The sequence below is a fragment of the Roseateles noduli genome (assembly GCF_050626985.1).
Classification (GTDB): domain Bacteria; phylum Pseudomonadota; class Gammaproteobacteria; order Burkholderiales; family Burkholderiaceae_C; genus Roseateles; species Roseateles noduli_A.
The window spans coordinates 3521590-3547609 of sequence record NZ_CP192463.1; the positions used below are offsets into that span (position 1 = coordinate 3521590).

20 protein-coding genes and 2 tRNA genes are annotated in these 26020 nt (G+C 68.6%); 12 read left to right on the top strand and 10 right to left on the bottom strand.

Going from position 1 to position 26020, the window contains the following annotated elements:
* Positions 1–52: 52 nt before the first annotated feature.
* Entirely contained in the window at positions 53–1057 is a 1005-nt protein-coding gene (locus ACQ4L4_RS15355; protein ID WP_431099802.1) for a sugar kinase, read from the bottom strand.
* A 242-nt stretch (positions 1058–1299) separates the two neighbouring features.
* Between ACQ4L4_RS15355 and ACQ4L4_RS15360 the strand changes: the two genes are divergently transcribed.
* Positions 1300–2742, top strand: coding sequence for a hypothetical protein (locus ACQ4L4_RS15360; RefSeq protein WP_431099803.1), 1443 nt, complete (start codon positions 1300–1302; stop codon positions 2740–2742).
* 8 nt (positions 2743–2750) lie between these two features.
* The gene (locus ACQ4L4_RS15365; RefSeq protein WP_431099804.1) at positions 2751–3137 is read left to right on the top strand and encodes a hypothetical protein; all 387 of its coding nucleotides are present in this window, start codon (positions 2751–2753) and stop codon (positions 3135–3137) included.
* 73 nt (positions 3138–3210) lie between these two features.
* On the opposite strand, the gene ACQ4L4_RS15370 is transcribed toward ACQ4L4_RS15365, so the two are convergent.
* Positions 3211–3287 (bottom strand) — tRNA-His (locus ACQ4L4_RS15370).
* An 8-nt stretch (positions 3288–3295) separates the two neighbouring features.
* Positions 3296–3381: transfer RNA gene (locus tag ACQ4L4_RS15375), tRNA-Cys, on the bottom strand.
* 527 nt (positions 3382–3908) lie between these two features.
* Here ACQ4L4_RS15375 and ACQ4L4_RS15380 point away from each other — a divergent pair.
* Positions 3909–4286 carry a hypothetical protein gene (locus ACQ4L4_RS15380; protein WP_431099805.1) on the top strand — a complete coding sequence of 126 codons (378 nt, stop codon included), beginning with the start codon at positions 3909–3911 and terminating at the stop codon, positions 4284–4286.
* A 15-nt stretch (positions 4287–4301) separates the two neighbouring features.
* On the opposite strand, the gene ACQ4L4_RS15385 is transcribed toward ACQ4L4_RS15380, so the two are convergent.
* From ACQ4L4_RS15385 to uraH, 3 genes are all read right to left on the bottom strand, one after another.
* Positions 4302–5546, bottom strand: coding sequence for a urate hydroxylase PuuD (locus ACQ4L4_RS15385; RefSeq protein ID WP_431099806.1), 1245 nt, complete (start codon positions 5544–5546; stop codon positions 4302–4304).
* 317 nt (positions 5547–5863) lie between these two features.
* Positions 5864–6682: a xanthine dehydrogenase accessory protein XdhC gene (gene xdhC, locus ACQ4L4_RS15390; protein ID WP_431099807.1), complete on the bottom strand. Its 819-nt coding sequence runs from the start codon at positions 6680–6682 to the stop codon at positions 5864–5866.
* 9 nt (positions 6683–6691) lie between these two features.
* Positions 6692–7045: a hydroxyisourate hydrolase gene (gene uraH / locus ACQ4L4_RS15395; RefSeq protein ID WP_431099808.1), complete on the bottom strand. Its 354-nt coding sequence runs from the start codon at positions 7043–7045 to the stop codon at positions 6692–6694.
* Between the two features lie 56 nt (positions 7046–7101).
* Between uraH and ACQ4L4_RS15400 the strand changes: the two genes are divergently transcribed.
* From ACQ4L4_RS15400 to ACQ4L4_RS15425, 6 genes are all read left to right on the top strand, one after another.
* Complete coding sequence (locus tag ACQ4L4_RS15400) at positions 7102–7785, top strand: GntR family transcriptional regulator (RefSeq protein WP_067276517.1); 684 nt, start codon at positions 7102–7104, stop codon at positions 7783–7785.
* A 63-nt stretch (positions 7786–7848) separates the two neighbouring features.
* Entirely contained in the window at positions 7849–8805 is a 957-nt protein-coding gene (puuE, locus tag ACQ4L4_RS15405) for an allantoinase PuuE (RefSeq protein ID WP_431099809.1), read from the top strand.
* A 15-nt stretch (positions 8806–8820) separates the two neighbouring features.
* Positions 8821–10713, top strand: coding sequence for a 2-oxo-4-hydroxy-4-carboxy-5-ureidoimidazoline decarboxylase (gene uraD, locus ACQ4L4_RS15410; RefSeq protein ID WP_431099810.1), 1893 nt, complete (start codon positions 8821–8823; stop codon positions 10711–10713).
* 31 nt (positions 10714–10744) lie between these two features.
* Positions 10745–12112, top strand: coding sequence for a M20 family metallopeptidase (locus ACQ4L4_RS15415; protein ID WP_431099812.1), 1368 nt, complete (start codon positions 10745–10747; stop codon positions 12110–12112).
* 197 nt (positions 12113–12309) lie between these two features.
* Positions 12310–12708 (top strand): DUF2946 domain-containing protein, encoded by a 399-nt coding sequence (locus ACQ4L4_RS15420; RefSeq protein WP_431099813.1) that lies wholly within the window; start codon positions 12310–12312, stop codon positions 12706–12708.
* A 56-nt stretch (positions 12709–12764) separates the two neighbouring features.
* Positions 12765–15089, top strand: coding sequence for a TonB-dependent receptor (locus ACQ4L4_RS15425; protein WP_431099814.1), 2325 nt, complete (start codon positions 12765–12767; stop codon positions 15087–15089).
* On the opposite strand, the gene ACQ4L4_RS15430 is transcribed toward ACQ4L4_RS15425, so the two are convergent.
* Positions 15083–15385 (bottom strand): type II toxin-antitoxin system RelE/ParE family toxin, encoded by a 303-nt coding sequence (locus ACQ4L4_RS15430; protein WP_431099815.1) that lies wholly within the window; start codon positions 15383–15385, stop codon positions 15083–15085. The two genes, ACQ4L4_RS15425 and ACQ4L4_RS15430, sit on opposite strands and share 7 nt — an antisense overlap.
* Positions 15382–15732 carry a hypothetical protein gene (locus ACQ4L4_RS15435; protein ID WP_431099816.1) on the bottom strand — a complete coding sequence of 117 codons (351 nt, stop codon included), beginning with the start codon at positions 15730–15732 and terminating at the stop codon, positions 15382–15384. The genes ACQ4L4_RS15430 and ACQ4L4_RS15435 overlap by 4 nt, the downstream gene beginning before the upstream one ends.
* Before the next feature lie 296 nt (positions 15733–16028).
* On the opposite strand from ACQ4L4_RS15435, the gene ACQ4L4_RS15440 reads away from it, so the two are divergent.
* Both ACQ4L4_RS15440 and ACQ4L4_RS15445 read left to right on the top strand, forming a co-directional pair.
* Positions 16029–18230 carry a prolyl oligopeptidase family serine peptidase gene (locus ACQ4L4_RS15440; RefSeq protein WP_431099817.1) on the top strand — a complete coding sequence of 734 codons (2202 nt, stop codon included), beginning with the start codon at positions 16029–16031 and terminating at the stop codon, positions 18228–18230.
* 718 nt (positions 18231–18948) lie between these two features.
* Complete coding sequence (locus tag ACQ4L4_RS15445) at positions 18949–19644, top strand: hypothetical protein (RefSeq protein ID WP_431099818.1); 696 nt, start codon at positions 18949–18951, stop codon at positions 19642–19644.
* A gap of 10 nt (positions 19645–19654) precedes the next feature.
* On the opposite strand, the gene ACQ4L4_RS15450 is transcribed toward ACQ4L4_RS15445, so the two are convergent.
* The gene (locus ACQ4L4_RS15450) at positions 19655–22087 is read right to left on the bottom strand and encodes a membrane-bound PQQ-dependent dehydrogenase, glucose/quinate/shikimate family (RefSeq protein ID WP_431099819.1); all 2433 of its coding nucleotides are present in this window, start codon (positions 22085–22087) and stop codon (positions 19655–19657) included.
* 101 nt (positions 22088–22188) lie between these two features.
* Between ACQ4L4_RS15450 and ACQ4L4_RS15455 the strand changes: the two genes are divergently transcribed.
* Positions 22189–24714: a hypothetical protein gene (locus ACQ4L4_RS15455; RefSeq protein ID WP_431099820.1), complete on the top strand. Its 2526-nt coding sequence runs from the start codon at positions 22189–22191 to the stop codon at positions 24712–24714.
* On the opposite strand, the gene ACQ4L4_RS15460 is transcribed toward ACQ4L4_RS15455, so the two are convergent.
* The gene (locus ACQ4L4_RS15460; RefSeq protein WP_431099821.1) at positions 24663–25979 is read right to left on the bottom strand and encodes a class I SAM-dependent methyltransferase; all 1317 of its coding nucleotides are present in this window, start codon (positions 25977–25979) and stop codon (positions 24663–24665) included. The two genes, ACQ4L4_RS15455 and ACQ4L4_RS15460, sit on opposite strands and share 52 nt — an antisense overlap.
* Positions 25980–26020 lie beyond the last annotated feature (41 nt).

Consider the following 26020-nt stretch of genomic DNA (forward strand, 5'->3'; position numbering starts at 1 on the left):
GCGCGAAGTCGGCGCGGAGTCGGTGCGGAGTCGGCCCGGAACCGGCGCGGATTCAGAGCAGATCTGCCATCGCCTCGGCGGGAATGATCGCGCCGGGGTGACCGATCACACGCGCCGCCACCCGGTTCCCATGCGCCGCCGCGCTCACGGCATCGTGCCCCGACAGCCGACGCGCCAGATAGCCGCCCGCGAAGGAGTCACCGGCCGCCGTCGTGTCGACGACGCGCTCGACCCACTGCGTCGGCGCTTCGAGCCACACGCCCCGTCCCTCCCCCTCTCCCGCTTGCGGGAGAGGGTTGGGGTGAGGGCCAGCGGCCTGCGCAGGTTGCCCTTGCGCCTCGGCAGCACGAACGAGCGTCGATGAAGCGCCGCGCTTGATCAGCACTTCGGGTGTCGACAAGGCCTTCGCATGAGCGATGGCCGCGTCGAGGTCCGGCAGGTCCATCAGTGCCTGATGATCGTCCGCCGTCACCAGCGCGATCGTGGCGAGCGAGAAGGCCCGCTCGAACTCGACACGCGCCGCATGCCGGTCCGCCCACAGGCGAGGCCGGTAGTTGTTGTCGAAGACGACATGAGCGCCGCGCTCGCGCATCGCGGCCATCAATGCATAGAGACGCTCCCGCCCCGCCGGCGGCAGGATCGCGAGCGTGATGCCGCTGAGGTAGAGCGCGTCGAACTCATGCGCGTGCGCCTCCAGCGGCGTGAGTTCGACCTCGAAGTACGCCTTCGCCGCGGCGGTGTCGCGCCAGTAGTGGAAGCTGCGCTCGCCGCGTCCGTCGACCCCGATCATGTAGAGCCCCGGCATGCGGCCCGCGAGGCGCCGCACCAGGCGCGTGTCGATGCCCTGCTCGCGCCAACGGTCGAGCAGGCCGGCGCTGAGACCGTCCTCGCCGAGGGCCGTCGCATACGCCACCTCCAGGCCCGCCGCCGCGCCGCAACGGCGCAGATAGACGGCGGTGTTGAACGTGTCCCCGCCGTAGCCCAGCGTCATCGCGCCAAAGGCCTCGCCCTTGAGCTCCAGCATGCATTCGCCGATCACGGCCACGCGCGTTGTCATCGGAATCCTGTTCGCTTCTGATTTTTGAAACGTTGTTTTGAATTCTGATTCCGGAGCACGCCAGACGCTACCGGAATGACCCTAGCAAACACGTCGGCCCCACGTTCGCGCGCGAGGGATGAAGCGCAGAGGAACGAGTCAGGATTCCCGCGGAGCCACCTCCAAAGGGGGATGCTCCATCGGGAACGCAATGGGCCCGTGCCCTCCCTAAAGGGTCCCCGCATGCATGGCAGGAAGCTCCGATGCCCAGTGCAACCCACCTTCTCGGTCCGACTCATTCCTCGACCAGCGTCGAGGAGTTCGTCATCCGCTCCCACAGTCCGCATGCCACGCCGAGCCACTCGCAAGAAGAGTTGCTTCAGGGCGTCGAGGACTCCGCAGAGGATGTGTTGTCCCTGCTGCGACCCGGCGATCCGGACAGTCGGGCCACCGAGGCGTTCGAGAAGGCCATGGTGGCCAGCGCCCGCAAGCACCTGGAGACGCGCATTGATGAGATGGCCCTGGGTCTGGCCGAGGCCACCGGACGGTCGCCTGATGCCATCAGGACTGACGTCCTGATCGCCTTGTGCGATCTGGCCCAGAGCCCGAACGTGGCCGACACCCGGCAGCAGCTCATCGATCGCACATGCGTGAACGCCAACGGGCTGCGCCTGGCCATTCATCAGGCCACGGCAAGCGACCTCCACACGATCGAGCAGGCGATTCTTTCCAACGGCCGGCAGGCCGACGAGGAGGCATCGTTCGAGCTGGTGGTGGACCAGGTCCGCCAGACATACGGCGCCCACGGCCCGCTGGATCTGCTGGCTTCCGCCGACATCGAACAACAGGTCCGGCAACTGACGAACTACCTGGCTCCGGGCCTCGCCGAGGCGTTCCAGAAATTCGGACTGTCCCGTCTCGCTCATGAGGCGGACTACATCACCACCTTGCGCAAGGCCGCCATCATCCTGGTGGACCATGGCATCAACACGACGATGAAGGTCAACAGGTTCCTGACCCGGGCGCAGGCGCATGACGACAAGGTGGCCTTCGCCACGGGGGCCTTGGGCCAGGTGGGCTACGGCGCCGGCATGGGCGCGTTCATGTACGCCGTGGCGCCGAAGATTGCCCCAGCGTTGCTGGGTGGGATCGGCGGCGTGGGGGGCGCGATCGCGTTCGGCGCAGTCGCGGGCACCATCGTGGGCTACCTCGACTGCATCGCGGGCAGCGGCGCGAGTGCGCTCAAGGACGCGCTCTCCTACGCGGGATCGGGCCCGCTGACGAGCGATGTCGCACGGAAGATGCGCATGAGCGAGTGCAAGGACATCGGGACGCGGGTCGGCATTTCCGCGGCGGCCACGTTCACGAAGAATGCGCTGCTTCGTGCCGTGGTGCCTTCGGTCGTTTACGCCGTGGCCTTCCCGGCCGGCATCTCCCGTGACGTGCGTGACGGCATCGACTTTGCCGGTGACGCGGGCGGCGGACTGATCTCCGGCGGCGTGGCCAACGTGTTGAATCGCAAGACCTTGGACAACCGGCAATCCAGCAACTTCAAACTGCTTGCGCAACGGAATCTGCCGCAGCTCCTTCAGAAAGACCAAACCCGTCCAAGGGCGAGATCGGCCTGCATGCCCTGCTGGCATACGCCAGGGGTCTTGGCACAGGCGCCATTGCGCCCTCCACCTTCGCCGTCACGGGTGCGGTGATCACGCCGATGGTGGGATTGCTGCTGGGCATCAACGTCGGCGTCATTCCGGAACTGGGTCTGTCGATGACGGCCGCCAAAGTCATCCCCGGGGCCATGCTGACCACCGGCGCCACGGCGGCGGTCAGTCTCGACCAGACGCCGATCCTGGCTGCCGAACACGCTCTGAAGGCGACCGTCAGCACACTCATGATGGGTGGGCTGGCCGCCGGTGCGACGGCGGCCGGACATTTCGTGGGGCGCCGTGCCGATGCCGATTGGCTGGCGGCTGTCTTTGGCGCCGTACGACGTGCCGCTCTCCTGTTGCGAGCGGGCACCTCCCCCGCGTCGGAGACTCTGCTCACCGAACTGACGGGCATTCGTCGCAGGACGATCGCTCGAACAGGAAGCGGTTGAGCGCGGGCGCCTTCATCGCGAAGCCACGGACGTAGATGAGCGGATGAGGGCTTTCCCTCGATGCGGCAATGGATGGGGTGACCGGTCGGGATCGAACCGACGGCCTCCGGGGCCACAACCCGGCGCGCTGACCCACTGCGCTACGGCCACCCTTGAACTGGACTCGACGCCCGGATTCGAACCGGGGACGGCTTGCGCCAACGGATTTGCAATCCGCCGCCTTGAACCTCTTGGCTACGTCGAGATGAATGCGTGAGATGTCCTCTCTCGGCTGTGTCCGCACGCGAGCCCGACCGTCTGCACGGTGCGTCTCGCTGCATGCCGACGCGGCCGCGTCGGCACACATGCACGTCGAGCCGGCCCGCCGCTTGTGCGCGGACACACCCGAGAAAGGAAAACCAAAAAAGAAAGAGGCCCGGATCCTTGCGGAATCCGGGCCTCTTTCGAGTCCTGCGAATCTTGACGCGCTTGTCGGCTAGGCCCTGCGCGCTGTGTGATCCGCCCCGTCATCCGCAACAGCCATCCGGAAAGGATGGCCTTCGGTTGCATGGCAATGACAGCAGCGGTGATGCGCGCCCACCATGGACGCAGCCACACCGCCGGCAGGCAGTGCGTTGGTCGGGAGGGCGATGGCGCGGTTCATGATCAGCTCGTTGACTTCTAAAGGGAGCAGGTCGTTCGACCCGTTCCGTTGTTCTGGAATGAAGCGGATTGTGAACACCGTTCACATCGTCGTCAACTAGAATTTGTGAATACTTTTCACATCAGCCCGTGACCACGCCCACTTCGACCGTCCGCCGCCAGAACGTCCTGTCGCTCTTCCAGGAGTTTGTCGAGCAGAGCATCGCCACCGGCGGATCGCCGAAGGGCCTGGAAGCTGCCTTCGCGGAGAAGCTCGAAGTCAGTCGCGCGACATGGAGCATGGCCAAGTCGGGAGAACGCCCCATCGGGGACAAGCTCGCGCGCCAGTTCGAGGTTCGCTGCGGCCAACCGTCCGGTTGGCTGGACGAGGAGCGCGCCCCCAAGGGCATGAGTCAGGCCGAACAGCAGTTCGTCGCGCTGGCGCTCAAGACCTATCGGGAGACCAACAGCGACGGGCGGAAGCGGCTGCGGCAGATGCTCAAGACCTGGCCAACGGACGCCGCGTGACGCACGTGCGTCCGCTCACCGCGCCTTGAACCACCGCCCCAACGCCGCCCGTTCCTCATCGGTGATGCCGGTCGAGTTGTTCAGCGGCATGGTCTTCTGCACCACGACCTGCTGGTAGATCTCGGCCGCGTGCTGCTCGATCATCTGCGGCTCGTGGAATTGGATCCGCTTGGGCGCCAGTGCCGCGTTGTGGCACGCCAGGCAGCGCGCATTGACGATCGTTCTGACCTGCTCGAAGGTGACCTTCGTCGGGTCGCCACCAGCGCCCGCCGCACCGGGGTCAGGCGTTGCCGAAGAAGACACCGCCGGTGCGGCCGTGACCGGCACCGTCGCCGGCTGCGGCGCCAGCCACGCGATCAGCACCGCGAGCAGCATGACCACCGCCACCAGCAGCGGCCATGCGTCGATGCCCTTGTGGCGCTTCACGAACCAGGTCCGCACCAGCGCGCCCGTCAGCATCAGCATCACCAGCACCAGCCAGTTGTGCGCGTGGCTGTACAGCATGCCGTAGTGGTTGGACAGCATCGCGATCAGCACCGGCAGCGTGAAATAGGTGTTGTGCACGCTGCGCTGCTTGCCGCGCTGGCCGTGGACCGGGTCCACTGGCCGCCCCGCCCGCATGTCCGCGATCACCTGCTTCTGGCCCGGGATGATCCAGAAGAAGACGTTCGCGCTCATCATCGTGGCGATCATCGCGCCCGTGATCAGGAAGGCCGCACGGCCCGCGAAGAGCTGGCACGCGCCCCAGGCCGCGCCGACGACCGCCACCGCGATCAGGCCGAGCACCACGCCGTCGTTGCCGATCGAGCCGTCGGCCTTGCGGCCGAAGCGCCGGCAGATCTGGTCGTAGACCAGCCAGCCGCCCACGAGGAAACCGAGCGCACCGGCCACGGCCGCGGGCGCGCTCCAGTCGAAGACGCGCTTGTCGATCAGGTAGGTGTCGGCGTTGAAGAGGTACAGCAGCGCGAAGAGCGCGAAGCCGCTCATCCACGTCCAGTAGCTCTCCCAGTAGAACCAGTGCAGGTGCTGCGGCAGGTTGGCCGGCGCGACCATGTACTTCTGCGGGTTGTAGAAGCCGCCGCCGTGCACCGCCCACAACTCGCCGTCCACGCCCTTGGACTTCAGGTCCTCGGCCTGCGGCTTGAGCAGGTGGTTGTCCAGCCAGACGAAATAGAACGAGGCGCCGATCCAGGCGATGGCCACGATCACGTGCAGCCAGCGCAGCAGCAGATTGGCCCAGTCAAGCAGGTAGCTGTCCATCAACGAACGTCGAGCAAGATCCGGACCACCACTGCGGGCGCTGTGAACCGGCAAGCGTCGCGCTGAGAAAACCTGGGCGCCGCGGCGACGTCTAGGGGCGAAGTGTATACAGTCTTGGACGCGGACTGCGACGGCCGCTGGCCCTCACCCCTGCCCTCTCCCGCAAGCGGGAGAGGGAGCCGGAAGAGCTCGTCCATCGCTTGTGCCAGGTGGCTGCATTGCTCCCTCTCCCGCTTGCGGGAGAGGGCGGGGGTGAGGGCCCGCAGCGGTGGAAGTGCGGCCCTCCTGCTCCCTCTTCCGCAAGCGGGAGAGGAGCCTTACAGCGGCTCGGTGGGCTCCTGCATCGCCTGCGCCACGACCGACAGGGCGACCATCTCCGGCTGCTTGCCGGGGATGCCGGGAATGCCGATGGGGCAGGTCACGTGCGCCAGCTCGGCGGGCGTGAAGCCGCGCGCCTCCAGCCGGTGGCGGAAGGTCGCCCACTTGCTCTTGCTGCCGATCAGGCCGATGTATGGGAGATCGCGCGACTCGCGCTGGCGCTTCAGGCAACTGGCGAGGATGTCGAGGTCCTCGGCGTGGCTGAAGCTCATGATCAGCACGTGCGAGCCCGGGGCCAGCGTCGGCACCGCGCCCTGCACGGGCTCGGAGTGCTCGGCACGGACGTTGTCCGGCAGCGGCTCCGGGAACACGCCCTCGCGGCTGTCGATCCAGTGCACCGTCGCCGGCAGCTTCGCCAGCAGGTCGACGATCGCCCGGCCCACATGACCGCCGCCGAACAGCGCGATGCGACGCCACTCGCGCTGATCGCCCAGGCGATCGGCCAGTCCGGCGATCGACTGCGCATCCAGCCATTCGAAGGCCAGCCAGACGACACCGCCGCAGCATTGCCCCAACGAGGGCCCGAGCGCGAAGCGCTGGCGCGCCTCCATCACCCGTCCCGACGCCAGCGCGGCCCGCGCCTTGGCGATCGCGTCGAACTCGAGCTGCCCGCCGCCGATCGTGTTCACCACGTCGGACGCGGTCACCGCCATCCAGGCACCGACCTCCCGCGGGCTGCTGCCCTGCAGCTCGTCAACGCGCACCAGCACCGCCGGCTCGCGCGCGAGTCTCAGGGCCAGCGTCTGCCAGGAGCGCATGCGAGGACCTCAGCTGCCTCGGTAGGTCGAGTACGACCAGGGGCTCGCCAGCAGTGGCACGTGGTAGTGCGCGCCGGGATCGGCGATGCCGAAGTCCAGCGGCACCTCGTCCAGGAAGGCCGGCTCCGGCAGCGTCACGTGCCGGCCGCGGAAGTACTCGGCCACCGCGAAGACCAGCCGGTAGCGCCCGACCTGCAGCGCCGCGCCGTCGAGCAGCGGCCCGTCCGCGCGGCCGTCGGCGTTCAGCGTCAGCGCCTGCAGCAGCTGCGGTTCGCCCGCTTCGATCCGGTACAGCCGGACGGCCATGCCTGCGGCCGGGCTGCCATGCATGGTGTCGAGGACGTGAGTCGTGAGCTTGCCCATCGGCGCCTTCGGTCAAAGGGGAGTGAAAGCGCAAAGTGTATACACTCTCGAACACCATGAACGCCCGGGACATCGATGCCAGCGCTTCCGTCACCGGACGCATCACCGCCGCCATCACGCAGGCGATCGTCGAGCGCCGGCTGATGCCGGGCACCAAGCTGGTGGAGCAGCAGCTGGCGGACATCTTCGACTGCTCGCGCACGCTGGTGCGGCAGGCGCTGAACCAGCTCAGTCGCGATCGGCTCGTGCGGCTGGAGCCGGCGCGCGGCGCCTTCGTCGCGCAGCCCAGCGTCGAGGAAGCGCGCCAGGTCTTCGAGGTGCGCAAGATGCTCGAGGCCGCGATGCTGGCCGACCTCTGCCAGCGCATCACACCCGCGCAGATCAAGCAGCTGCGCGCCCATCTGAAGCAGGAACGCGAGGCCGTCGCCCGCACCGACGTCCCCGGCCGCACGCGGCTGCTGGCGGACTTCCACGTCGTGCTCGCCCGCATGCAGGGCAACGAGGTGCTGGCGCAGCTGCTCACCGACCTGCTCTCGCGCAGCTCGCTGATCGCGCTGATGTACCAGAGCTCCCATTCCGCCGCCGAGTCGCAGGCCGAGCACGACGCCATCGTCGACGCGCTGGAGGCCCGCGACAAACGCGCGGCGCTGAAGCTGCTCGATGCCCACCTCGGCAACGTCGAGGCCAACCTGCGGCTCGATCCGCGCGTGCAGGACCTGAAGTCGGTCCTTCAACGCTGATCGCGCCGCCCTCCTCCGACACCTCCGACACCTCCACCCAACCCGTCGCATGACACCCGTCGCATGAAGCCCGTTGTCTCTCCCGGTTATCCCCGCGACCTGATCGGCTACGGCGAGCATCCGCCGCACGCGCAGTGGCCGGGCCAGGCGCGCATTGCCGTGCAGTTCGTCCTCAACTACGAGGAAGGCGGCGAGAACTCCGTGCTGCACGGCGACGCCGGCAGCGAGCAGTTCCTGTCCGAGATGTTCAACCCCGCGGCCTATCCCGCGCGGCACCTGAGCATGGAAGGCATCTACGAATACGGCTCGCGCGCCGGCGTGTGGCGGTTGCTGCGCGAGTTCGAGAAACGCGCGCTGCCGCTGACGGTCTTCGGCGTGTCGATGGCGCTGGAGCGGCATCCGGAGCTGACGAAGGCCTTCGTCGAGCTGAACCACGAGATCGCGTGCCACGGCTGGCGATGGATCCATTACCAGGGCGTCGATGAATCCATCGAGCGCCAGCACATGGACATCGGCATGGACATCATCCAGCAGCTGACCGGCGAGCGGCCGTCGGGCTGGTACACCGGCCGCGACAGCCCCCACACGCGCCGGCTCGTGGCCGATTTCGGCGGCTTCGAGTACGACAGCGACTACTACGGCGACGACCTGCCGTTCTGGCTCAACGTCCGCAAGACCGACGGCGCGCTGACGCCGCATCTGGTCGTGCCCTACACGCTGGACTGCAATGACATGCGCTTCGCGCTGCCGCAGGGCTTCAGCCATGGCGATGAGTTCTTCGAGTACCTGCGCGACACCTTCGACGTGCTCTACGCCGAGGGCGCCGAGTCGCCCAAGATGATGAGCATCGGCATGCATTGCCGGCTGCTCGGCCGGCCGGGCCGGATGCGCGCGCTGCAGCGTTTCCTCGATCACGTCGAGAAGCACGACCGTGTCTGGGTCGCCCGCCGCGTCGACATCGCCCGCCACTGGCGCGCCACGCATCCGTTCGATGCGGACCAGGCCTTCGTGTGGGGCTGAATCGATGAGCATCCGATGAGCACCTCTTCGCCAACACTTCCGCCCTCGCCGTCCCTGTCCCTCGCCGCGCTGGACGCGGCCGGCGAGGACGCCTTCGTCGCGCTGCTGGACGGCGTCTACGAGCACTCGCCGTGGATCGCGCGACGCGCCTTCGCCCGGCGCCCCGCGGGCGGCTTCCCGAGCCTTGCGGCGCTGAAGCATGCGATGGCGACCGTCGTGCGCGAGGCCGCGCTCGACGAGCAGCTCGGCCTGATCCGCGCGCACCCGGAACTCGCCGGCAAGGCGATGGTGGCGCAGGCCTTGACCGCCGAGTCCACGAACGAGCAGAGCAAAGCCGGCCTCACGAACTGCACGCCGCAAGAGTTCGCAAGGCTGCAGCAGCTGAATGCCGACTACAACGCGCGCTTCGGCTGGCCCTTCATCCTCGCCGTGCGCGGCCCGCGCGGCGACGGCCTGACGCGGCAGCAGATCATCGATACCTTCGCGCGGCGCCTGAACGCGCACCCGGACATCGAGCGCGCCGAGTGCCTGCGCAACATCCATCGCATCGCGGAGATCCGGCTCAACGACAAGTTCGGCGTGGCGCCGACCCTGGGCAACCAGGTCTGGGACTGGTCGGAATCGCTGGCGCGGTTCTCCGATCCCGGCTTCGCGGAGAACGGCCAGCTCACCGTCCTGTACCTGACCGACGCCCATCGCGCCGCGGCGGCGCAACTCGCCGACTGGATGCGCGAGTGCGGCTTCGACGAGGTCGGCATCGACGCGGTCGGCAACGTCGTCGGCGTCTATCACGGCGAGCAGCAGGGCCAACAACCAAGCGAACAGCCGAGCGAACAAAAGGGCGAACAAAAGGGCGAACGACAAGGCGAACACCGCGATCAGGCCGACACCCCCCCGCGCCTGCTGACCGGCAGCCACTACGACACCGTGCGCAACGGCGGCAAGTACGACGGGCGGCTGGGCATCCTCGTGCCGATGGCCTGCGTGCGCGAGCTCAAACGCCAAGGGCGCCGGCTCAAGCACGGCATCGAGGTCGTCGGCTTCTCCGAGGAGGAAGGCCAGCGCTACAAGGCGACCTTCCTCGGCTCCAGCGCGCTGGTCGGCCGTTTCGATCCGGCGTGGCTGGATCAGGCCGATGCCGACGGCGTCGTGCTGCGCGACCTGATGCGCGACGCCGGCCTGCCCGGCACGATGGAGGCGATCCAAGCCTTGAAGCGAGATCCGGCGCGCTACCTCGGTTTCATCGAGGTGCACATCGAGCAGGGTCCGGTGCTCAACGAGCTCGACCTGCCGCTGGGCATCGTCACCTCGATCAACGGCAGCATCCGCTACGTCGGCGAAGTGCGCGGGCTCGCCTCGCACGCCGGCACGACGCCGATGGACCGGCGACGGGACGCGGCCGCGGCGGTCGCGGAGTTGATCCTCTACGTCGAGGAACGCGCCGGCGCGGTGCCCGAGGTCGTCGGCACCGTCGGGCAGCTGCAGGTGCCCAACGGGTCCATCAACGTGATCCCGGGCCGCTGTCGATTCAGCCTCGACCTGCGCGCGACGACCGATGCGGCGCGCGATGCGCTCGACGCCGACGTGCGAGCCCGTCTCGCCGAGATCTGCGAACGCCGCGGCGTCAGCTTCACGCTGGAGCGCACCGAGGCCGCCGCCGCCGCGCCGAGCGATGCGGCGTGGCAGGCGCGTTGGGAGGCAGCGGTCGATACGCTCGGTCTGCCGGTGCACCGCATGCCCTCGGGCGCCGGCCACGACGCGATGAAGCTCCATCAGGCGATGCCGCAGGCCATGCTGTTCCAGCGCGGACTGAACCTCGGCATCAGCCACAACCCGCTCGAAGCGATCAGCAACGACGACACCGAACTCTGCGTGCAGGCCTTCCTCGCGCTGCTCGACCGGCTGTGAACGCCGCCCGATCTCCCGGACCAGACCTCCCATGACCGCTTCCGCACCCACCTCCTCCCAGACCTCCTACGACGCGCTCGACGCTTGGATCGACGCCCACTTCGACGAACAGGTCCGCTACCTGCAGGCGCTGGTGCGCGTGCCCACCGACACGCCGCCCGGCAACAACGCGCCACATGCCGAGCGCACGGCCGAGCTGCTCGCCGAGATGGGCTACGTCGCCGAGAAGCACCCGGTGCCCCAGGCGCAGGTGCGCGAGTACGGGCTGGAATCGCTGACCAACCTGATCGTCCGCCGCCGCTTCGGCTCCGTGGGCCACGGCAACGGCAACGGCAACGGCAACGGAAAGAACGATGGCAGCGGTAGCGGCAACGGCGGTGGGAATGGGAACGGCGATGGCGATGGCCTTGCCGGCCCGGTGATCGCCCTGAACGCGCACGGCGACGTGGTGCCGCCGGGTGATGGTTGGACGCACGATCCTTATGGCGGCGAGGTCGTCGACGGCAAGCTCTTCGGACGCGCGTCGGCCGTCAGCAAGAGTGACTTCTCGACCTACACCTTCGCGTTGCGCGCAGTGGAAGCGTTGGCCGCGCAAGGTGTCGCACTGAAGGGTGGCGTCGAGTTGCATTTCACCTACGACGAGGAATTCGGCGGCGAGCTCGGCCCCGGCTGGCTGCTGCAACAGGGGCTGACGAAGCCTGATCTGCTGCTTGCTGCCGGCTTCAGCTACCAGGTGGTCACTGCGCACAATGGTTGCCTGCAGATGGAGGTGACGGTTCACGGCAAGATGGCGCATGCCGCGATCCCGGACACCGGCATCGATGCGCTGCAGGGCGCGGTGGTGATCCTGAACGCGCTCTATGCGCGCAACGTCGCGTACCGCGAGGTCACGTCGAAGGTCGAGGGCATCAAGCATCCTTACCTGAACGTGGGCCGCATCGAGGGCGGCACGAACACCAATGTCGTGCCGGGCAAGGTCACGTTGAAGCTGGATCGCCGGATGATTCCGGAGGAGGATCCGGTCGTTGTCGAGGCGGAGATCCGGGACACCATCGCGAAGGCTGCGGCCTCGTTCCCTGGCATCACGGTCGACGTGAAGCGCCTGCTGCTGGCGCGCGCGCTCAAGCCGCTGCCGGGCAATCAACCGCTGGTCGACGCATTGCAGCGTCATGGCGAGGCGGTCTTCGGCGAGCCGATTCCGACGTCGGGCACGCCGCTGTACACCGATGTGCGTCTCTACGGCGAGCACGGCATTCCTGCGGCGATCTATGGCGCGGGCCCACGCACGGTGCTGGCGTCGCATGCCAAGCGTTCGGACGAGCGAGTCGACTTGGACGACCTGCGCCGCGCGACGAAGGTCGTCGCCCGCACTCTCTTCGATCTCTTGAGTCCGACCTGAGTCCGCGACTCGTCGAACGCGAAGCGGGCATGGCCGGGGCCGGCGGCGAAGCCGAGCGTTCAAGACTGACTTGCGCGCCGTCTGTTTGAGTGCAGTGAGCCGCAGGTGAACGGAACGAGTTGGCGCGCCAAGCGAGGCGCGAGCCGCCGGCCCCGGCCATGCCTGCTTCGCGCGCTCCCCCTAGAATGCCCCGCGTGATGCCCCCGCATTCCCCCACCGTCTTCGCCCGCTGGATGACCGTCCTGGTCTTCTGGCTGGCGGCGCTGCTGCCTGCCGCGTCGATGGGTGCGCAGGCATTGAGCGGGGATCTGGCGCCGTGGACGCAGATCTGCCGCTCCAGCGTCGTCGGCCCGCGCGCCGCCGAATTGCGTGCGGGGTTGGCGGACAGTGGCATCGACGACCAGGACCACGCGCTGTTCCAGCACTGTGCGTTCTGCCACCTGCACCAGGACGTGCTGCCGCTGCCGCCGGTGCCGGGGGTGCTGCCGCTGCGCACCGAGCTGCGCCACGGCCTGCCGGAGCGCTTCTACAGCGCCGCGGTCACCGCGCACGCCTGGCGCAGTGCGCCGGCGAGGGCGCCGCCTCTGACGGTCTGAAGTCTGCCGCGCCGGCTTGCCGCCGGTGCTTCTTCATTCCGTTGGAGTTCCTTTCCATGCACAGCATTTCCCGTGCGCGCCGGCTGAGAGCCGGCGCGCTCACGGTGCTGGCGTCCGCTTCCGCTGCCGCGTCCACGATCGTGTACGCCGCGGAGGACGCCGACGTCCGCGCTCTTTCCCTGGGCATCGTCCGTGTCGACGGCGCCGCGCCGACCTCGCTCCCGAGCCGCATTCCCACGACGATGGAGGGCGTCACCGGCGAGGCGATCGCCCGCGACATCAATGCCACCGATGCCGAGGATGCGCTCAAGTATCTGCCCAGCCTGCTGGTGCGCAAGCGCTACATCGGCGACTACAACCATGCCGTGCTGTCGACGCGCGCGTCGGGCACCGGCAACAGCGCGCGCTCGCTGGTTTATGCGGACGGCATCCTGCTGTCCAACCTGCTGGGCAACGGCGCGACCTTCGCGCCGCGATGGGGCCTCGTGTCGCCGGAGGAGATCGCCCGTGTCGACGTGATGTACGGGCCGTTCTCGGCGGCGTATTCGGGCAATGCGGTGGGTGCCGTCGTCGACTACCAGACGCGCATGCCGACGCGTTTCGAGGCGCATGCGCGGGTGGGCTACAGCCATCAGCCCAATGAGCTCTACGGCCACAAGCGCGACTACGACGCGAAGCAGGCGAGCGCGTCGATCGGCAGTGCGGAGGGCGCGTTCTCGTGGTGGCTGCACGCCGGCCGCACCGACAGCGAGGGCCAGCCGCAGACCTTCGCGAACAGGACCCTGAGCTCGGCCGCTCCGGCGGCCGGCGCGGTGCCGGTCACGGGCGCGGTCGCCGGGCTCAACCGCGCCAACCAGCCGTGGCTGCTGCTGGGCAGCGGCACGCGATACGACACGGTGCAGGACCAGGCGAAGCTGAAGCTCGCCTACGACATCGATCCCGGCCTGCGCGCGATGTATGTGTTCGGGCTGTGGAGCAACGACTCAGACGGCCGCTCGCAGAGCTTCCTGACGGACGCGAACGGGCAGACGATCGATCACCGCTCCGGTGGCGGCATCACCCAGCCGGTCAGCATCGACGGCAAGGGCTACTCGCTCAGCGCGAGCGACTTCCCGCAGACGCGCGACGAGCTCGAGCACCGCATGCATGCGATCTCGCTGAAGCGCCGCGTGCGCGACGGGCTCGGTTGGGAGGTGTCGGGCAGCCTGTACGACTACCTCGCCGACCGCTCGCGAGCCTACGCGCCGACGAGCGCAGCCCCCAACGCCGGTCGGCTCACCGACCAGGCGGGCACCGGCTGGAACACGCTGTCGGGGAAGCTCACATGGACGCCTGTCGGCAGCGATCACACGATCGATGCAGGCGTGTCGCAGGAGCGCTATCGGCTGCGCACTCGGGTCTCCGCGTTGGCGGACTGGCGAGATGGCGATGCCGGCGCACTGACCTCGCGCTTCGACGGCGACACGCGCGTGCGGGCCGTCTTCGCGCAGGACGCCTGGGCCTTCGCGCCTGATTGGACAGCGGTGCTGGGTCTGCGCGGCGAGCACTGGCAGTCGTTCGACGGCGTGACCCAGTCGACGACGAACCTGCAGAACCACCCGTCACGCGCGCAGACCGCGTGGTCGCCGAAGGCGGCGCTGTCGTACGGACTGAGCGATCAGTGGGTGATCAAGGCCAGCACCGGCCGCGCGGTGCGCTTCCCGACGGTCAGCGAGCTGTTCCAGGGCGGCTTCAACGCCGCGGGACAGTTCATCAACAACGATCCCGACCTGAAGGCCGAACGCAGCTGGACCAGCGAACTCAGCGCCGAATGGACCGGCAAGGATCGTGACGCGCTACGGATCACGCTCTTCCACGAGGACAGCCGCGATGCGCTGTACTCGCAGCTGAACGTCGCGACCAACGCGAACACGGTGCAGAACATCGATCGCATCCGGACGCGGGGCGTCGAGTTCAGCGGCACGGCGGGACTGCCGCAGCGCGTGAGCCTGACGGGCAGCGTGACCTTCGCCGATTCGGTCATCCTGGCCAATGCCGGCTATGCGACGGTGCCCGGCGACACGATCGGCAAGTGGCAGCCGCGCGTGCCGCGCTGGCGCGCGACGATGCTCGCGCAATGGCAGGCGCGCGACGACCTCAGCCTGAGCCTCGGCGCGCGCTACAGCGGCAAGCAGTTCAGCACGCTCGACAACAGCGACGTCAACGGCTTTGCCTACATGGCGGCGAGCAAGTACTTCACCGTCGACCTGCGGGCCCAGTGGCGACTGGACAAGCAGTGGTCGCTCGCGGCCGGCGTCGACAACCTCAACAACTACCAGTACTGGAACTTCCATCCGTATCCGGGGCGGACGTTCCAAGTCGAGGCGAGGTGGGATTACTGAGTCCGCCTTCCCGGCAGCTCGGCTTCGGGCCAACGCCGTGCCGCATGGATCACACGGCGGATGATCAGATGCGGCGGCGGTGACTGGTAGAGCACCTTGTAGCTGCGCTTGACCGGGAAGACCCGCACGTTCTGATTCCTCGTGCGGGTACCGATGCCTGGCTGGTTGGACAGCAGTTTGAACTTGCGAAAGAACTCCTTGGCCATCTTTTCGGCGGCAAAGGGGTCATCCGCCTTGATACGACTGAGGATCTCGAAGAGGTCCTGACGCGCCTGCCGCGTGATCGCCGCGCTCAAGACTGCGCCGGAAGATCTTGCGACCCGTCCGTTCCGAATTGATCTTCGATCTCCGTTTCCACCTGCTCCAGGGGCAGGTCATGCCCGAGGATGGTGGACTGGAGCGACTCGCGCACGAGGCGGTATTCGTGCGCCTCCCAGTTGTCCGGATCAAAGAACTCCGGGCTGTTGATGAAGATCGCTTCCTCGAGCAGCCAGGCCACGTGCTCGTCCATCGAGAGGTTCGATGCGGCGGCTCCCGCTTCGAGTTTGCGCATCAATTCAACGTCGATGCTCACCGTCAACGGGATGGTCTCGGACTCAGGCTCGGACGCGGACATGGGAGGCGTGAAGTAGATCGGATCCACGAGGGCATTCATTCTGCACCTGCACTTTCCAATGAAGAGGGATGCGGGATTCTGAGAACGATCCGGCACCGCGGGATTCGAGCCAAAGGCCAAAACAACCAGGACAAGTCAGTCGTCCGCGAAAGACGATCACTTTGAGCCACCGTCGCCGCGATGGATTCGATGAAGTTCGTCCACCCCGTACTTCCCCGCCCTGACCAAAGGCACCCCACGGACAGCGGGGCACAATTCCCGCCCACCGCCCCGAACGGCCACGAGCCGCGCCGGGCGGCTTCCCGACTCCAGGAGCACATCGCATGCATTCCCGTCTTTCGTTGACCGCCGCGCTGGTGGTCGGGCTCGGCGCCGCGACGGCCGCCACCGCGCAAACCGCCTCGGCCCCCGCCACGACCTCCGCCAATGCGTCGGCCGCCTCGCAGGGCCTGACCTACCCGGTCACCCGCAAGGTCGACCAGACCGACAACTACCACGGCACCACCGTCGCCGATCCCTACCGCTGGCTCGAGGACGACAACAGCGCCGACACCAAGGCCTGGGTCCAGGCCGAGAACGCGGTCACCGACAAGTTCCTCGCCGCGATGCCGCAGCGCCTGCCCGCGCGCAAGCTCTACACCGACCTCTACAACTTCGAGAAGTTCGGCGTCCCCTACAAGGAAGGCGGCCGCTACTTCTGGACCCGCAACAACGGCCTGCAGCAGCAGGCGGTGCTCTACACCGCGCGCAGCCTGAAGGACACGCCGCAGGTCGCGCTCGACCCCAACACGCTGTCCAAGGACGGCACCGTGGCCCTGACCGGCAGCGTCGTGTCCAAGGACGGCCGCCTGCTGGCCTACGGCACCGCCGGCGCCGGCTCCGACTGGCAGACCTGGAAGGTCCGCGACCTCGACACCGGCAAGGACCTGGACGACACCATCGAGTGGGTCAAGTTCTCCGGCGCGTCCTGGACGCCGGACGGCAAGGGCTTCTTCTATTCGCGCTACGACGCGCCCAAGGAAGGCGCGGCCCTGACCGGCGCCAACTACTTCCAGAAGGTCTACTACCACCGCCTGGGCACGCCGCAGTCCGCCGACACGCTGGTCGTGGAGAACCCGGCCGAGAAGGAATGGGGCTTCAACGTCGACGTCACCGACGACGGCCGCCTCGGACTGATCAACGTGTGGAAGGGCTCCGCCCGCAAGAACGGCCTGATGCTGCTGCCGCTGGACAGCAAGGGCGGCTACGCCGGCGCCAAGCCGGTGCCGCTGACCGTCAGCTTCGACGCGGAGTACGCGCCCGTCGTGCTGGACGGCCAGCGCCTGATCGTCAAGACCGACAAGGACGCGCCGCGCGGCCGCCTGATCGCGATCGACCTGGACAAGGACTGGCAGGCCAAGGATCCGAAGACCTGGACCACGCTGGTGCCCGAGACCAAGGACGCGCTGAACGCCGCCAACGGCGTCGGCGGCCAGCTGGTGCTGAGCTACCTGCAGGACGCCGCCACGCTGGTGCGCGTGCACGCCCCCAGCGGCAAGCATGTGCGCGACATCCAGCTGCCCGGCGTCGGCACCGCCGCCGGCTTCGGCGGCAAGTGGAACGACCCGGAGACCTTCTTCAGCTACACCAGCCTGACCACGCCGGGCGAGATCTGGCGCCTGGACGCGAAGACCGGCAAGGCCGAGCTGTTCAAGCGCGCGCAGACCGCGTTCGACGCGAGCGAATTCGAGAGCAAGCGCGTCTTCGTCACCAGCAAGGACGGCACCAGGCTGCCGATCTTCATCGCGCACCGCAAGGGCCTGAAGCTGGACGGCACCAACCCGACGCTGCTCTACGGCTACGGCGGCTTCAACGTGCCGATGACGCCGGGCTACGGCGTCACCGCCGCGACCTGGATGAAGATGGGCGGCGTCTACGTGCTGGCCGTGCTGCGCGGCGGCGGCGAGTACGGCGCCGCCTGGCACGAGGCCGGCACCAAGGGCAAGAAGCAGAACGTCTTCGACGACTTCATCGCCGCCGGCGAGTACCTGGTGTCCAGCAAGTACACGCAGCCCGCGAAGCTCGCCATCAACGGCGGCTCCAACGGCGGCCTGCTGGTGGGCGCGGTCGTGAACCAGCGTCCGGACCTGTTCGGCGCCGCCGTGCCGCAGGTCGGGGTGATGGACATGCTGCGCTTCCACAAGTTCACCATCGGCTGGGCGTGGACCTCGGACTACGGCAGCTCGGAGAACGCCGCGGACTTCCAGTGGCTGAAGGCCTACTCGCCGCTGCACACGATCAAGAGCGGCGCGCGTTATCCGGCCATCCTGGTGACCACCGGCGACCATGACGACCGCGTCGTCCCGGCCCACAGCTTCAAGTACACCGCGACGCTGCAGGCCGCCGACACCGGCCCCGCGCCCAAGCTGATCCGCATCGAGACGCAGGCCGGCCACGGCGCCGGCAAGCCGACCTCCAAGATCATCGAGGAGCGCGCGGACATCCTGGCCTTCATCGCGAACACGTTCGGGATGGACGTCAAGTGATGCGCGTGATGCGCGTGATGCGCGTGATGAGCGACCTGCGCGTGATGCCCGACAGGGCGACGCGCTGACCCGTCGGTGCGCTTGCCGCGCACCGGACCGCATCATCTTCAGGCCCGGCCCGTCCCGTACGCGCCGGGCTTGTCGTTGGTGGAACCGACCTTGATCGAACCGGGGGGTCCCGGACGGCAACTGACCCGTTGGACCACCGCCTCCGACGTCGCCATGCCTTCCAGGTGCCCTTGCGCCCGCCGATTCCCTGAAGGCCCGGAAATGGACGAAAAAACCGGCCACTTGTTTGGCCGGATTTGCGCCCTGTTCTTTCCTTCTCGGCTTTTCCGGCCGCGGCGATGATGCGAAGCATGACGACACGCCGCACGCCCGCCTCCCCGCAGTCCACGCCCCCGCGTCCCTGCCCCGGAAAGCCAGCCCCGGCGCCGGTTCCGCCCCCGCGGACCTGAGTTCTCACGATCCACGCGCCCAGGCCGCGTCCCGTCGCGGGTCGCCTCATGGCCGGCGCGCAAGCGCTCCCCATTCGCCACGCCGCAGCGCCACGCCCTCAGCAGTCAGGGCGTTCAGGCGGCGTCACAGCGCCCTTGCCCGGCCTCTCCACGAGGGGCCGGGCTTTTTTTCGTCTCTTCGGCGTCGGACAACCGGATGTCCTCGGTGAACCAGCGACGAACAGCGTCGACTGACACTCTTTCGTCATTCCGAGACTGCCATGTACCTGCCCCCCGTCGCCACCCTTCCCCCCGCGTCCTTGCCCGACTCCGAAGTCGACTTGAACGCGGCCCGCCAATCGTTCCTGGCAGCGCTCAAAGCCGGCGACGCGCCATCACTCAGCGCCTCGCTGCAGGCGCTGCACGCATCGCCCGTCGAGCTCGCCCGGCTCTTGAAGGAGCCGTCCGGTCACCATCGTCAGAGCGCACTGCGTGGGGCCATGGCGAACGGCCACGAAGCATCGGTGCAGTTGCTGCTCTCCGCCGCCGGCGTGCTCCGGAAGGACAAGGCGATCGGGGTCGAGGACGAACGCAAGTTGCTGACCGAGGCGATGAGCAACGAGGCGCTCGACCATCCGGACGTCTTCGCGCCCTGGCTGCAGGCGCTCAAGCTGGCCGTGGATGGCGGCCGCATGAACGCCAGGGAGGCCAAGCAGGCCCTGCTGCCGACCAGCTTGAGATATCACGCCGACATCCGGACATGGGCGGGGGATCCGGGGAAGGCCGATCGCCTGCGCCAGTGGGGCATGCTGATCTCGCAGGCGCAGGCCACCGGCCTGATCACCGCGAAGGAAGCCCGGACAGTGCTGCTGGGCCCCTACAACACGACGTTGAAGACCATGCTGGAGCGAAGCAACAAACCCGAGGCGCTGGCGGCCTACATGGATGCACAGGCCATCGTGGCGGCCAAGGGCTGACCCGGTCCGCTCAGCGCTTCTCCAGCGCATACGCGCGCACATGGTCGCCGGGCTTCGTCCCGGTCGACCCGTGGCCGCCCGCGATGACCAGCACGTACTGCCGCCCGTCCGCGCCCAGGTAGGTCATCGGCGTGGCCTGACCACCGGCGGGCAGGCGGCTTTCCCACAGCACGCGGCCGTCGTTGACGTCGTAGGCGCGGACATAGTCGTCCATGCTGCCTGACAGGAAGGCCACGCCGCCGGCCGTCATCATCGGTCCGCCCAGGCTCGGCACGCCGAGCTTGAACGGCACCGGCACCGGCGACAGGTCGCGCACGGTCCCGTTGCGATGGCGCCAGACGACCTTGCCCTCGTTCAGGTCGACCCCGGCCACCGTGCCCCACGGCGGCGCCTGGCACGGGATGCCCAGCGGCGAGGTGAAGGGCTTCATCTTCGCGGCGAACGGCGCGCCGAAGTTCTCGTTGAGCGCCGGCAGCGCGCCCTTGGGCGGCCCGCCGTCCTGCACCAGCAGCGAGGTGTCGTCGCGACGCGGCACCAGCGTCGAGGTGAAGCCCAGGATCGCCGGCGTCGTGAACGCGATGCCGCGCACCGGATCGACGGCGATGCTGCCCCAGTTGAAGACGCCGAAGTTGCCCGGGTTGATCAGCGAGCCCTGCTCCGACGGCGGCGTGAAGCGGCCCTCGTAGCGCAGCCTGTGGAAGGCGATGCGGCACCAGAGCTGGTCGAACATCGACACGCCCCACATGTCGCGCTCGCGCAGCGCCGGCGGGTTGAACGAGATCGCCGACACCGGCTGCGTGGGCGCGCTGAAGTCGCCCGCCGCCGCGCCCTGCGGCGCCGGCGTCTCGGTCACCGGGAACACCGGCCTGCCGTCGCGGCGGTCCAGCACGAAGAGCTCGCCCTGCTTGGTCGGCTGCACGAGCGCGGGCACGCGCCGGCCCTTCACCGTCAGGTCCACCAGCACCGGCTGCGCGGGCACGTCGTAGTCCCACAGGTCGTGATGCACGGTCTGGAAGACCCAGCGCACTTGTCCCGTCGCGAGGTCCAGCGCCACCACCGACGACGAGTGCTTCTCCACCGCCGCGGAGCGCTTGCCGCCCCACTGGTCGGGCGGCTGGTTGCCCATCGGCAGGTAGACCAGGCCGAGCGACTCGTCGACGCTGGCCACCGACCAGCTGTTGGGCGAGTTGGCCGTGTAGGTCTGCCCGGCCGCGATCGGCGCGGTGGCGTCGGGGTTGGCGGAATCCCAGTTCCAGACCAGCGCGCCGGTCTCGATGTCATAGGCGCGGATCACGCCGGACTGCTCCTTCGTCGACGCGTTGTCGAGCACCGTGCCGCCGACGATCACCAGCTTGCGGGTCACCACCACCGGCGAGGTCGAGTAATAGGCGCCCGGCTTGGCGTTGGGCATGCCGGCCATCAGGCTGACCGCGCCCTGCTGCCCGAACGAGGGGCAGGTCTTGCCCGTCGCCGGATCCAGGGCGATCAGCCGCGCGTCGGCGGTGGGCATGAAGAGCTTGGCCGCGCAGGCGGCGGGCTGCGCTCCGGCCGCCGCCATCGTGTCCGCCGGCGGCTGGTAGGACAGGCCGCGGCAGGTCAGATGCTGCAGCGCCAGTTGTCCGCGCACCTGCGGATCGAAGCGCCACAGCTCGCGGCCCGTGGTCGCGTCGAGCGCCAGCACCGTCTGGTGGGGCGTGCAGAGGAAGAGCCGCTCGCCGACCTTCAGGGGCGTGACCTCGAAGGTGGTCTCCACGGGGTCGCCGGGCCGGCCGCGGACATCGCCGGTGCGGAAGTCCCAGGCCAGCTTGAGATCGCCGACATTGGCCGGCGTGATCTGCGCCAGCGGCGACCAGCGCTGGCCGAAACCGGTGCGGCCGTAGGCGTGCCACTCCCCGTCGGGCACCGAGGCCGCGCCGGAGGCCGGCACACCGGGCGGACGCGCGGCGCCGTTGGCCGGCATCGTGCCTTCGACGGCATGAAGGTCGCGTGTCCACGACGTCAACGCGACGACAACGAAAATCCCGAGCACCACCGCGAGCGCGAGCGCCGGCGGACTGCGCCAGGCGACGCGGCGGAGATCGTCGACGGGCAGATGACGGCGCATCGTCGGCACCAGCGCGAGCAGCACCGCGCCGATGAGGAAGGGCACGCCGATGCGCGCGCCCAGCGGCCACCAGTCCAGGCCCACTTCCCACAGGCTCCACACGAGCGTGGCGAGGAAGTAGAGCGCATAACCGAGCACCGCCTCGCGCAGCCGCCCCCACATCAACGCGCCGATGATGGCCCAGGCCAGTCCCGACAACGCGTAATACCAGCTGCCGCCCAGCGAGGCCAGCAGGCCGCCCGCGGCGAGCATGACGAAGCCGAGGATGAGCAGCGCGGCGCCGAGGACGCGGGCCAGCCAGGGGACGGGAGCGGGGGACGGTGCAAGGAGGTTGGACATCGAGTCGCCTGGAGCGCCGCAAGCACGGCCATGGCCCCGCATGGCAAGTTTCATTCCGGCAACTTCGCGAACCGTCCCGGGCGCCTGCGCACCCAGGACTCATGACTTTTCCTTCTTCGTCTTCCTGGGCGCCCAGCGTCCAAACCTCTTACAGCTTCGAACCGGCGTTCTTCGACAGCAAGCACGCCGAGGAGAGCAGGCTGGACGGCGCCCGGGCCGATGGCCTCGATGCCGGACCCGCGCCGGCGTATGCCCCGCCGCCGCCGCCGAATTCAGAAATCAGCGAGTTCAAGCCGATGCTGCAGAGGCAGAACCGCGAGTTCCTCGAGAGTCCCGACGGCCATCGCGCACGGGAGGAATGGCAGACGGCGATCACGGCGGTCCTCGAGTTCACCGAGCAACATCGCCTGACGGCGGCCACGACGGAACTGTCGCATCTGCTCGCGTTCCGCAAGAAGCACGCGGGGCCGAAGCCCCAAGGGGAGATCGAGCTCTATCGACCCGAGTGCAAGCAGGCCCTGGAAGCGGTGGTCCGTCATCTCGGCAACGAAGACATCAGCCTGCAGCACCGCTGCCAGACGCTCCTGCGCATCGAGGGTCTCAAAGAGTGCCCGCAGCGCCACGCCTCGGAGCTCAAACGGGCGGCGCTGCGGCTCGCGGGGCTGGCGGGCGGACTCGGCGCTTCGGTCTGGTCCGCGTTCTCCGACGTGGCCCTCGTTCATCTGAGGGAGCTGCTGCGCGGCGAAGCCAGGCTCGCGCACCATGATCTCTCGACCCCCCACGCGCTGGACCCCTTCGCGGCCGCCTTGCGCCTGCCGGGCTTCTCGCTGGCGTCGGAGTTGACCGACACCTTCATCATCGACGTCCGCGCCCATGCGGACGAGATCAGGCGTTGCGCCGACGGCCTGGCGCAGCGCATGGACATGACGACGATCGCGGAGCATCTCGCCGACGACTGTCTGATGGAAGTCGGCCAGAAGCTGGAGGACGAACTGAAGGGGGCCACGCTCGCCGTGTGGGAGGACCTCGACCACTGGCCCCTGCTGGAGAAGGCCCTGCAAGCGTTCGTCCCGCGCTTCGGCGATCTGCATGTCCACCAGGTCGCGGCGCTGGACGACGAGGGCGATCTCACAGGCGGCCTGACCGACGATCCGCGCCTCCTGGCCATCGGCATCCGCCACAACATGGCGGAACAGCACATCGCCCCGTCCCCGCGGGAGCAGGTGCTCCAGGAGCGTCGCGTCCACGGCAAGCGCGAACGCATCGTGCTGTTCGAAGGCCGATGGCCATATGTCGTGCTCGACGACGGAACCGGGGAGGAATTGAATCCGCCGCGGCGCTTCCTGAACCGCCGGGAGATCGATGCGCTGCTCCGGCCCACCGGGCTGCCGCGCGGGCTCGACGCGCGGACCCGGCAGGCACTGAGGGCATTCGCCGATTCGTCGGCGGCGGCGCGATCGGACCCGCAAGGCACGCGTGAGCGCGTCGCGGCCTGCCCGTCCGCCGCGGGCCTCGAGACCGTGATCGAGCGCCAGGGACTGGACGACCTGACACTGGCCTCGTGGCTGAGCCAGGCCGCGCCGAATTGGGAAGCCGACGCCCTGGACCACGCGCTGCATCTGCTGCTCCGCGGCCACGGGGGTGCGCCGCTCGCAGCGCTGCTGGCGTCCTGGGACGCCGAAGGCTTCACCGACAGCTGGCAGCGTCAATTGCACGAGCAGGCGGCGCGCGACCGGTCGTTGAACACCGAGGCGCGGGTCCGGGGCGGGGACGGGGTCGAGGACGGAGACGCGGAGGTCGTCGACCGCCCCTCGCCGCAACGCCAGTTGATCGGCCGCTTGGCGAAACAACTCGGACGTACCGTTCCCCTTTTCCCCGCGCGCGTTGGACTGGTCCGTTTCAAGAATGCCTATCCGCTCGGCAGCGATCGATCCCAGGTCGGCGGACCCGCCTGGGATGGTCTGATCTCAGCGCTGCAGTCGCTGCGCAGCGGGCCCGGACGCCGATTGACGGCGCCGCTGCTCAACGAGTCCGCTGGCTTGTCCGACGCGCTGGAAACGACGTTCTACCAAGGCGGTCCGGAGCGTCTGCTGGTGGAACTCGCCCTGATCCGCCGGCTCTCGATCCAGCTCGAGCTCAGCGCCGAGGAGACCGCCGCCCTGCTGCAGGTCAGCGGCACCGCCCAATACCCGGTGCCGTCACCGCTCATGAGCGCCGCGCTGATCGCGGGGAAGCCATTCCTGGTGGACGGCCTGTTCAAGTGGGTGACCGCCATGGTGCGGGAGGAGCGGCTCGACAGTGCGGCGGCTCGGCGCATCCTGCTGTCCGACGCGCGGGAAGCGGAGCAGGTCGTGTCCACCGTCAAGGAGCCGCATGTGCACGCGGCCTTGACCCGTTACCTCTGCGGATTGGATACCGCGTGCGCGGCGGGCGTACTGCGGCCGGTGGATCTGCTGTCCGCCGCCGGGTATCCCAAGGGCACTCCCTGCACCTTGCTCCGCGTCGCCGCGGCGCGCGGCGGCGGCGAGGGCCACCTCCAGGCCTGGCGCGCGTCGCTCCCGGGCCTGCTGGCCGCTCAGACGGGCTCGAGCCTGCCTTCCACGCGCAGCAGCGTCTCCAGCGCCTGACTGCGCAGGCCGTAGAAGCGCTTGATCTCGTCGAGCTGCGCCAGCAGCTCCGCGCGGCGCGCCGGGGTCGGGTCTTGCGGGCGCTTCACGGCCAGCACCATCTTGTTCTTGCTGGTGTGCTCCAGCGCGATGAACTCGATCACCTGCGTGTCGTAGCCCATCAGCTCCAGCAGCAGCGCCCGCAGCGAGTCGGTCACCATCTCCGCCTCCTGGCCGAGGTGGATGCCGTGCTGCAGCAGCGGCCGCAGCGCGGCCGGCGTCGTCATCTGCGGGCGGATCTCCTTGTGGCAGCACGGGGCGCACATGATGATGCGCGCGCCGCTGCGCAGGCCGAAGTGCATCGCGTAGTCGGTCGCGATGTCGCAGGCATGCAGCGCGACCATCACGTCCAGCGGCTGGTCGCCGCGCTCGCGCACGTCGCCGTGCTCGAAGCTCAGGCCCTCGAGCCCGTGACGCGCCGCCGCCGCGTTGCCCAGCGCCACCATGTCCTGCTTGAGCTCGACGCCCTGCACCCGCGGTGCCAGGCCTTGCGCGCGCAGCCAGTCGTGCATGGCGAAGGTCAGGTAACCCTTGCCGGAGCCGAAGTCGGCCAGCCGCACGGGCGTGCCGGGTTCGTCCAGCCCGGCCTTGCGGACCGCCGCGCCGAAGATCTCGATGAACTTGTTGATCTGCTTCCACTTGCGCGCCATCGCCGGCACCAGCGCGGGCTGGCCCTTGAGCTCGTGCGTGACGCCGAGGTCGCGCCAGAACGGGCTGCCGGTCGACAGCTCGCGGGGCTTGGCACGGTCATGCCCGCCGGGCGCCGTCGCGCCGTTCGAACCGTCCGCATCCGCCTCGGCATCGCTGCCGTCGGCCGCGGCGGGTGCGCCTGGTGCGCCCGCACCCGCCTTCTTCCCCACCTGCAGCAGCGGCTTGCCCTTGCGGCTGAAGCGCAGTTGCACCTCCTCGCCGAGCGTGTCCAGATGCGCCTGCTGGAAATCGCGCCCCAGCAGGCCGTCGATCAGCGCGAGGCCCTCATCCAGCGGATGGTTCTTGGTGACGTCCTTGGTCTTGTGCCGCCACAGGAAGCTCAACGCGCGCTCGCCGCGCAGCTCGATGTCGCGCACGGTCAGCCGTTCGAGCGAGGCGTCCTCGCCCTCGTGACGGTTCAGCAGCAGGCGCTGGAAACGGCGCTCCGCCAACGCGGTGCGCAGCAGGCGGAGGAAGCGCTCGCGCGCGTCGGACGGCGCGGCGCCGGCATCGGGGGCAATCAGGGAACTGAACATCGGCGGTCCTGGGGCAATCCGTGATTGTCCCGCCAAAGCCG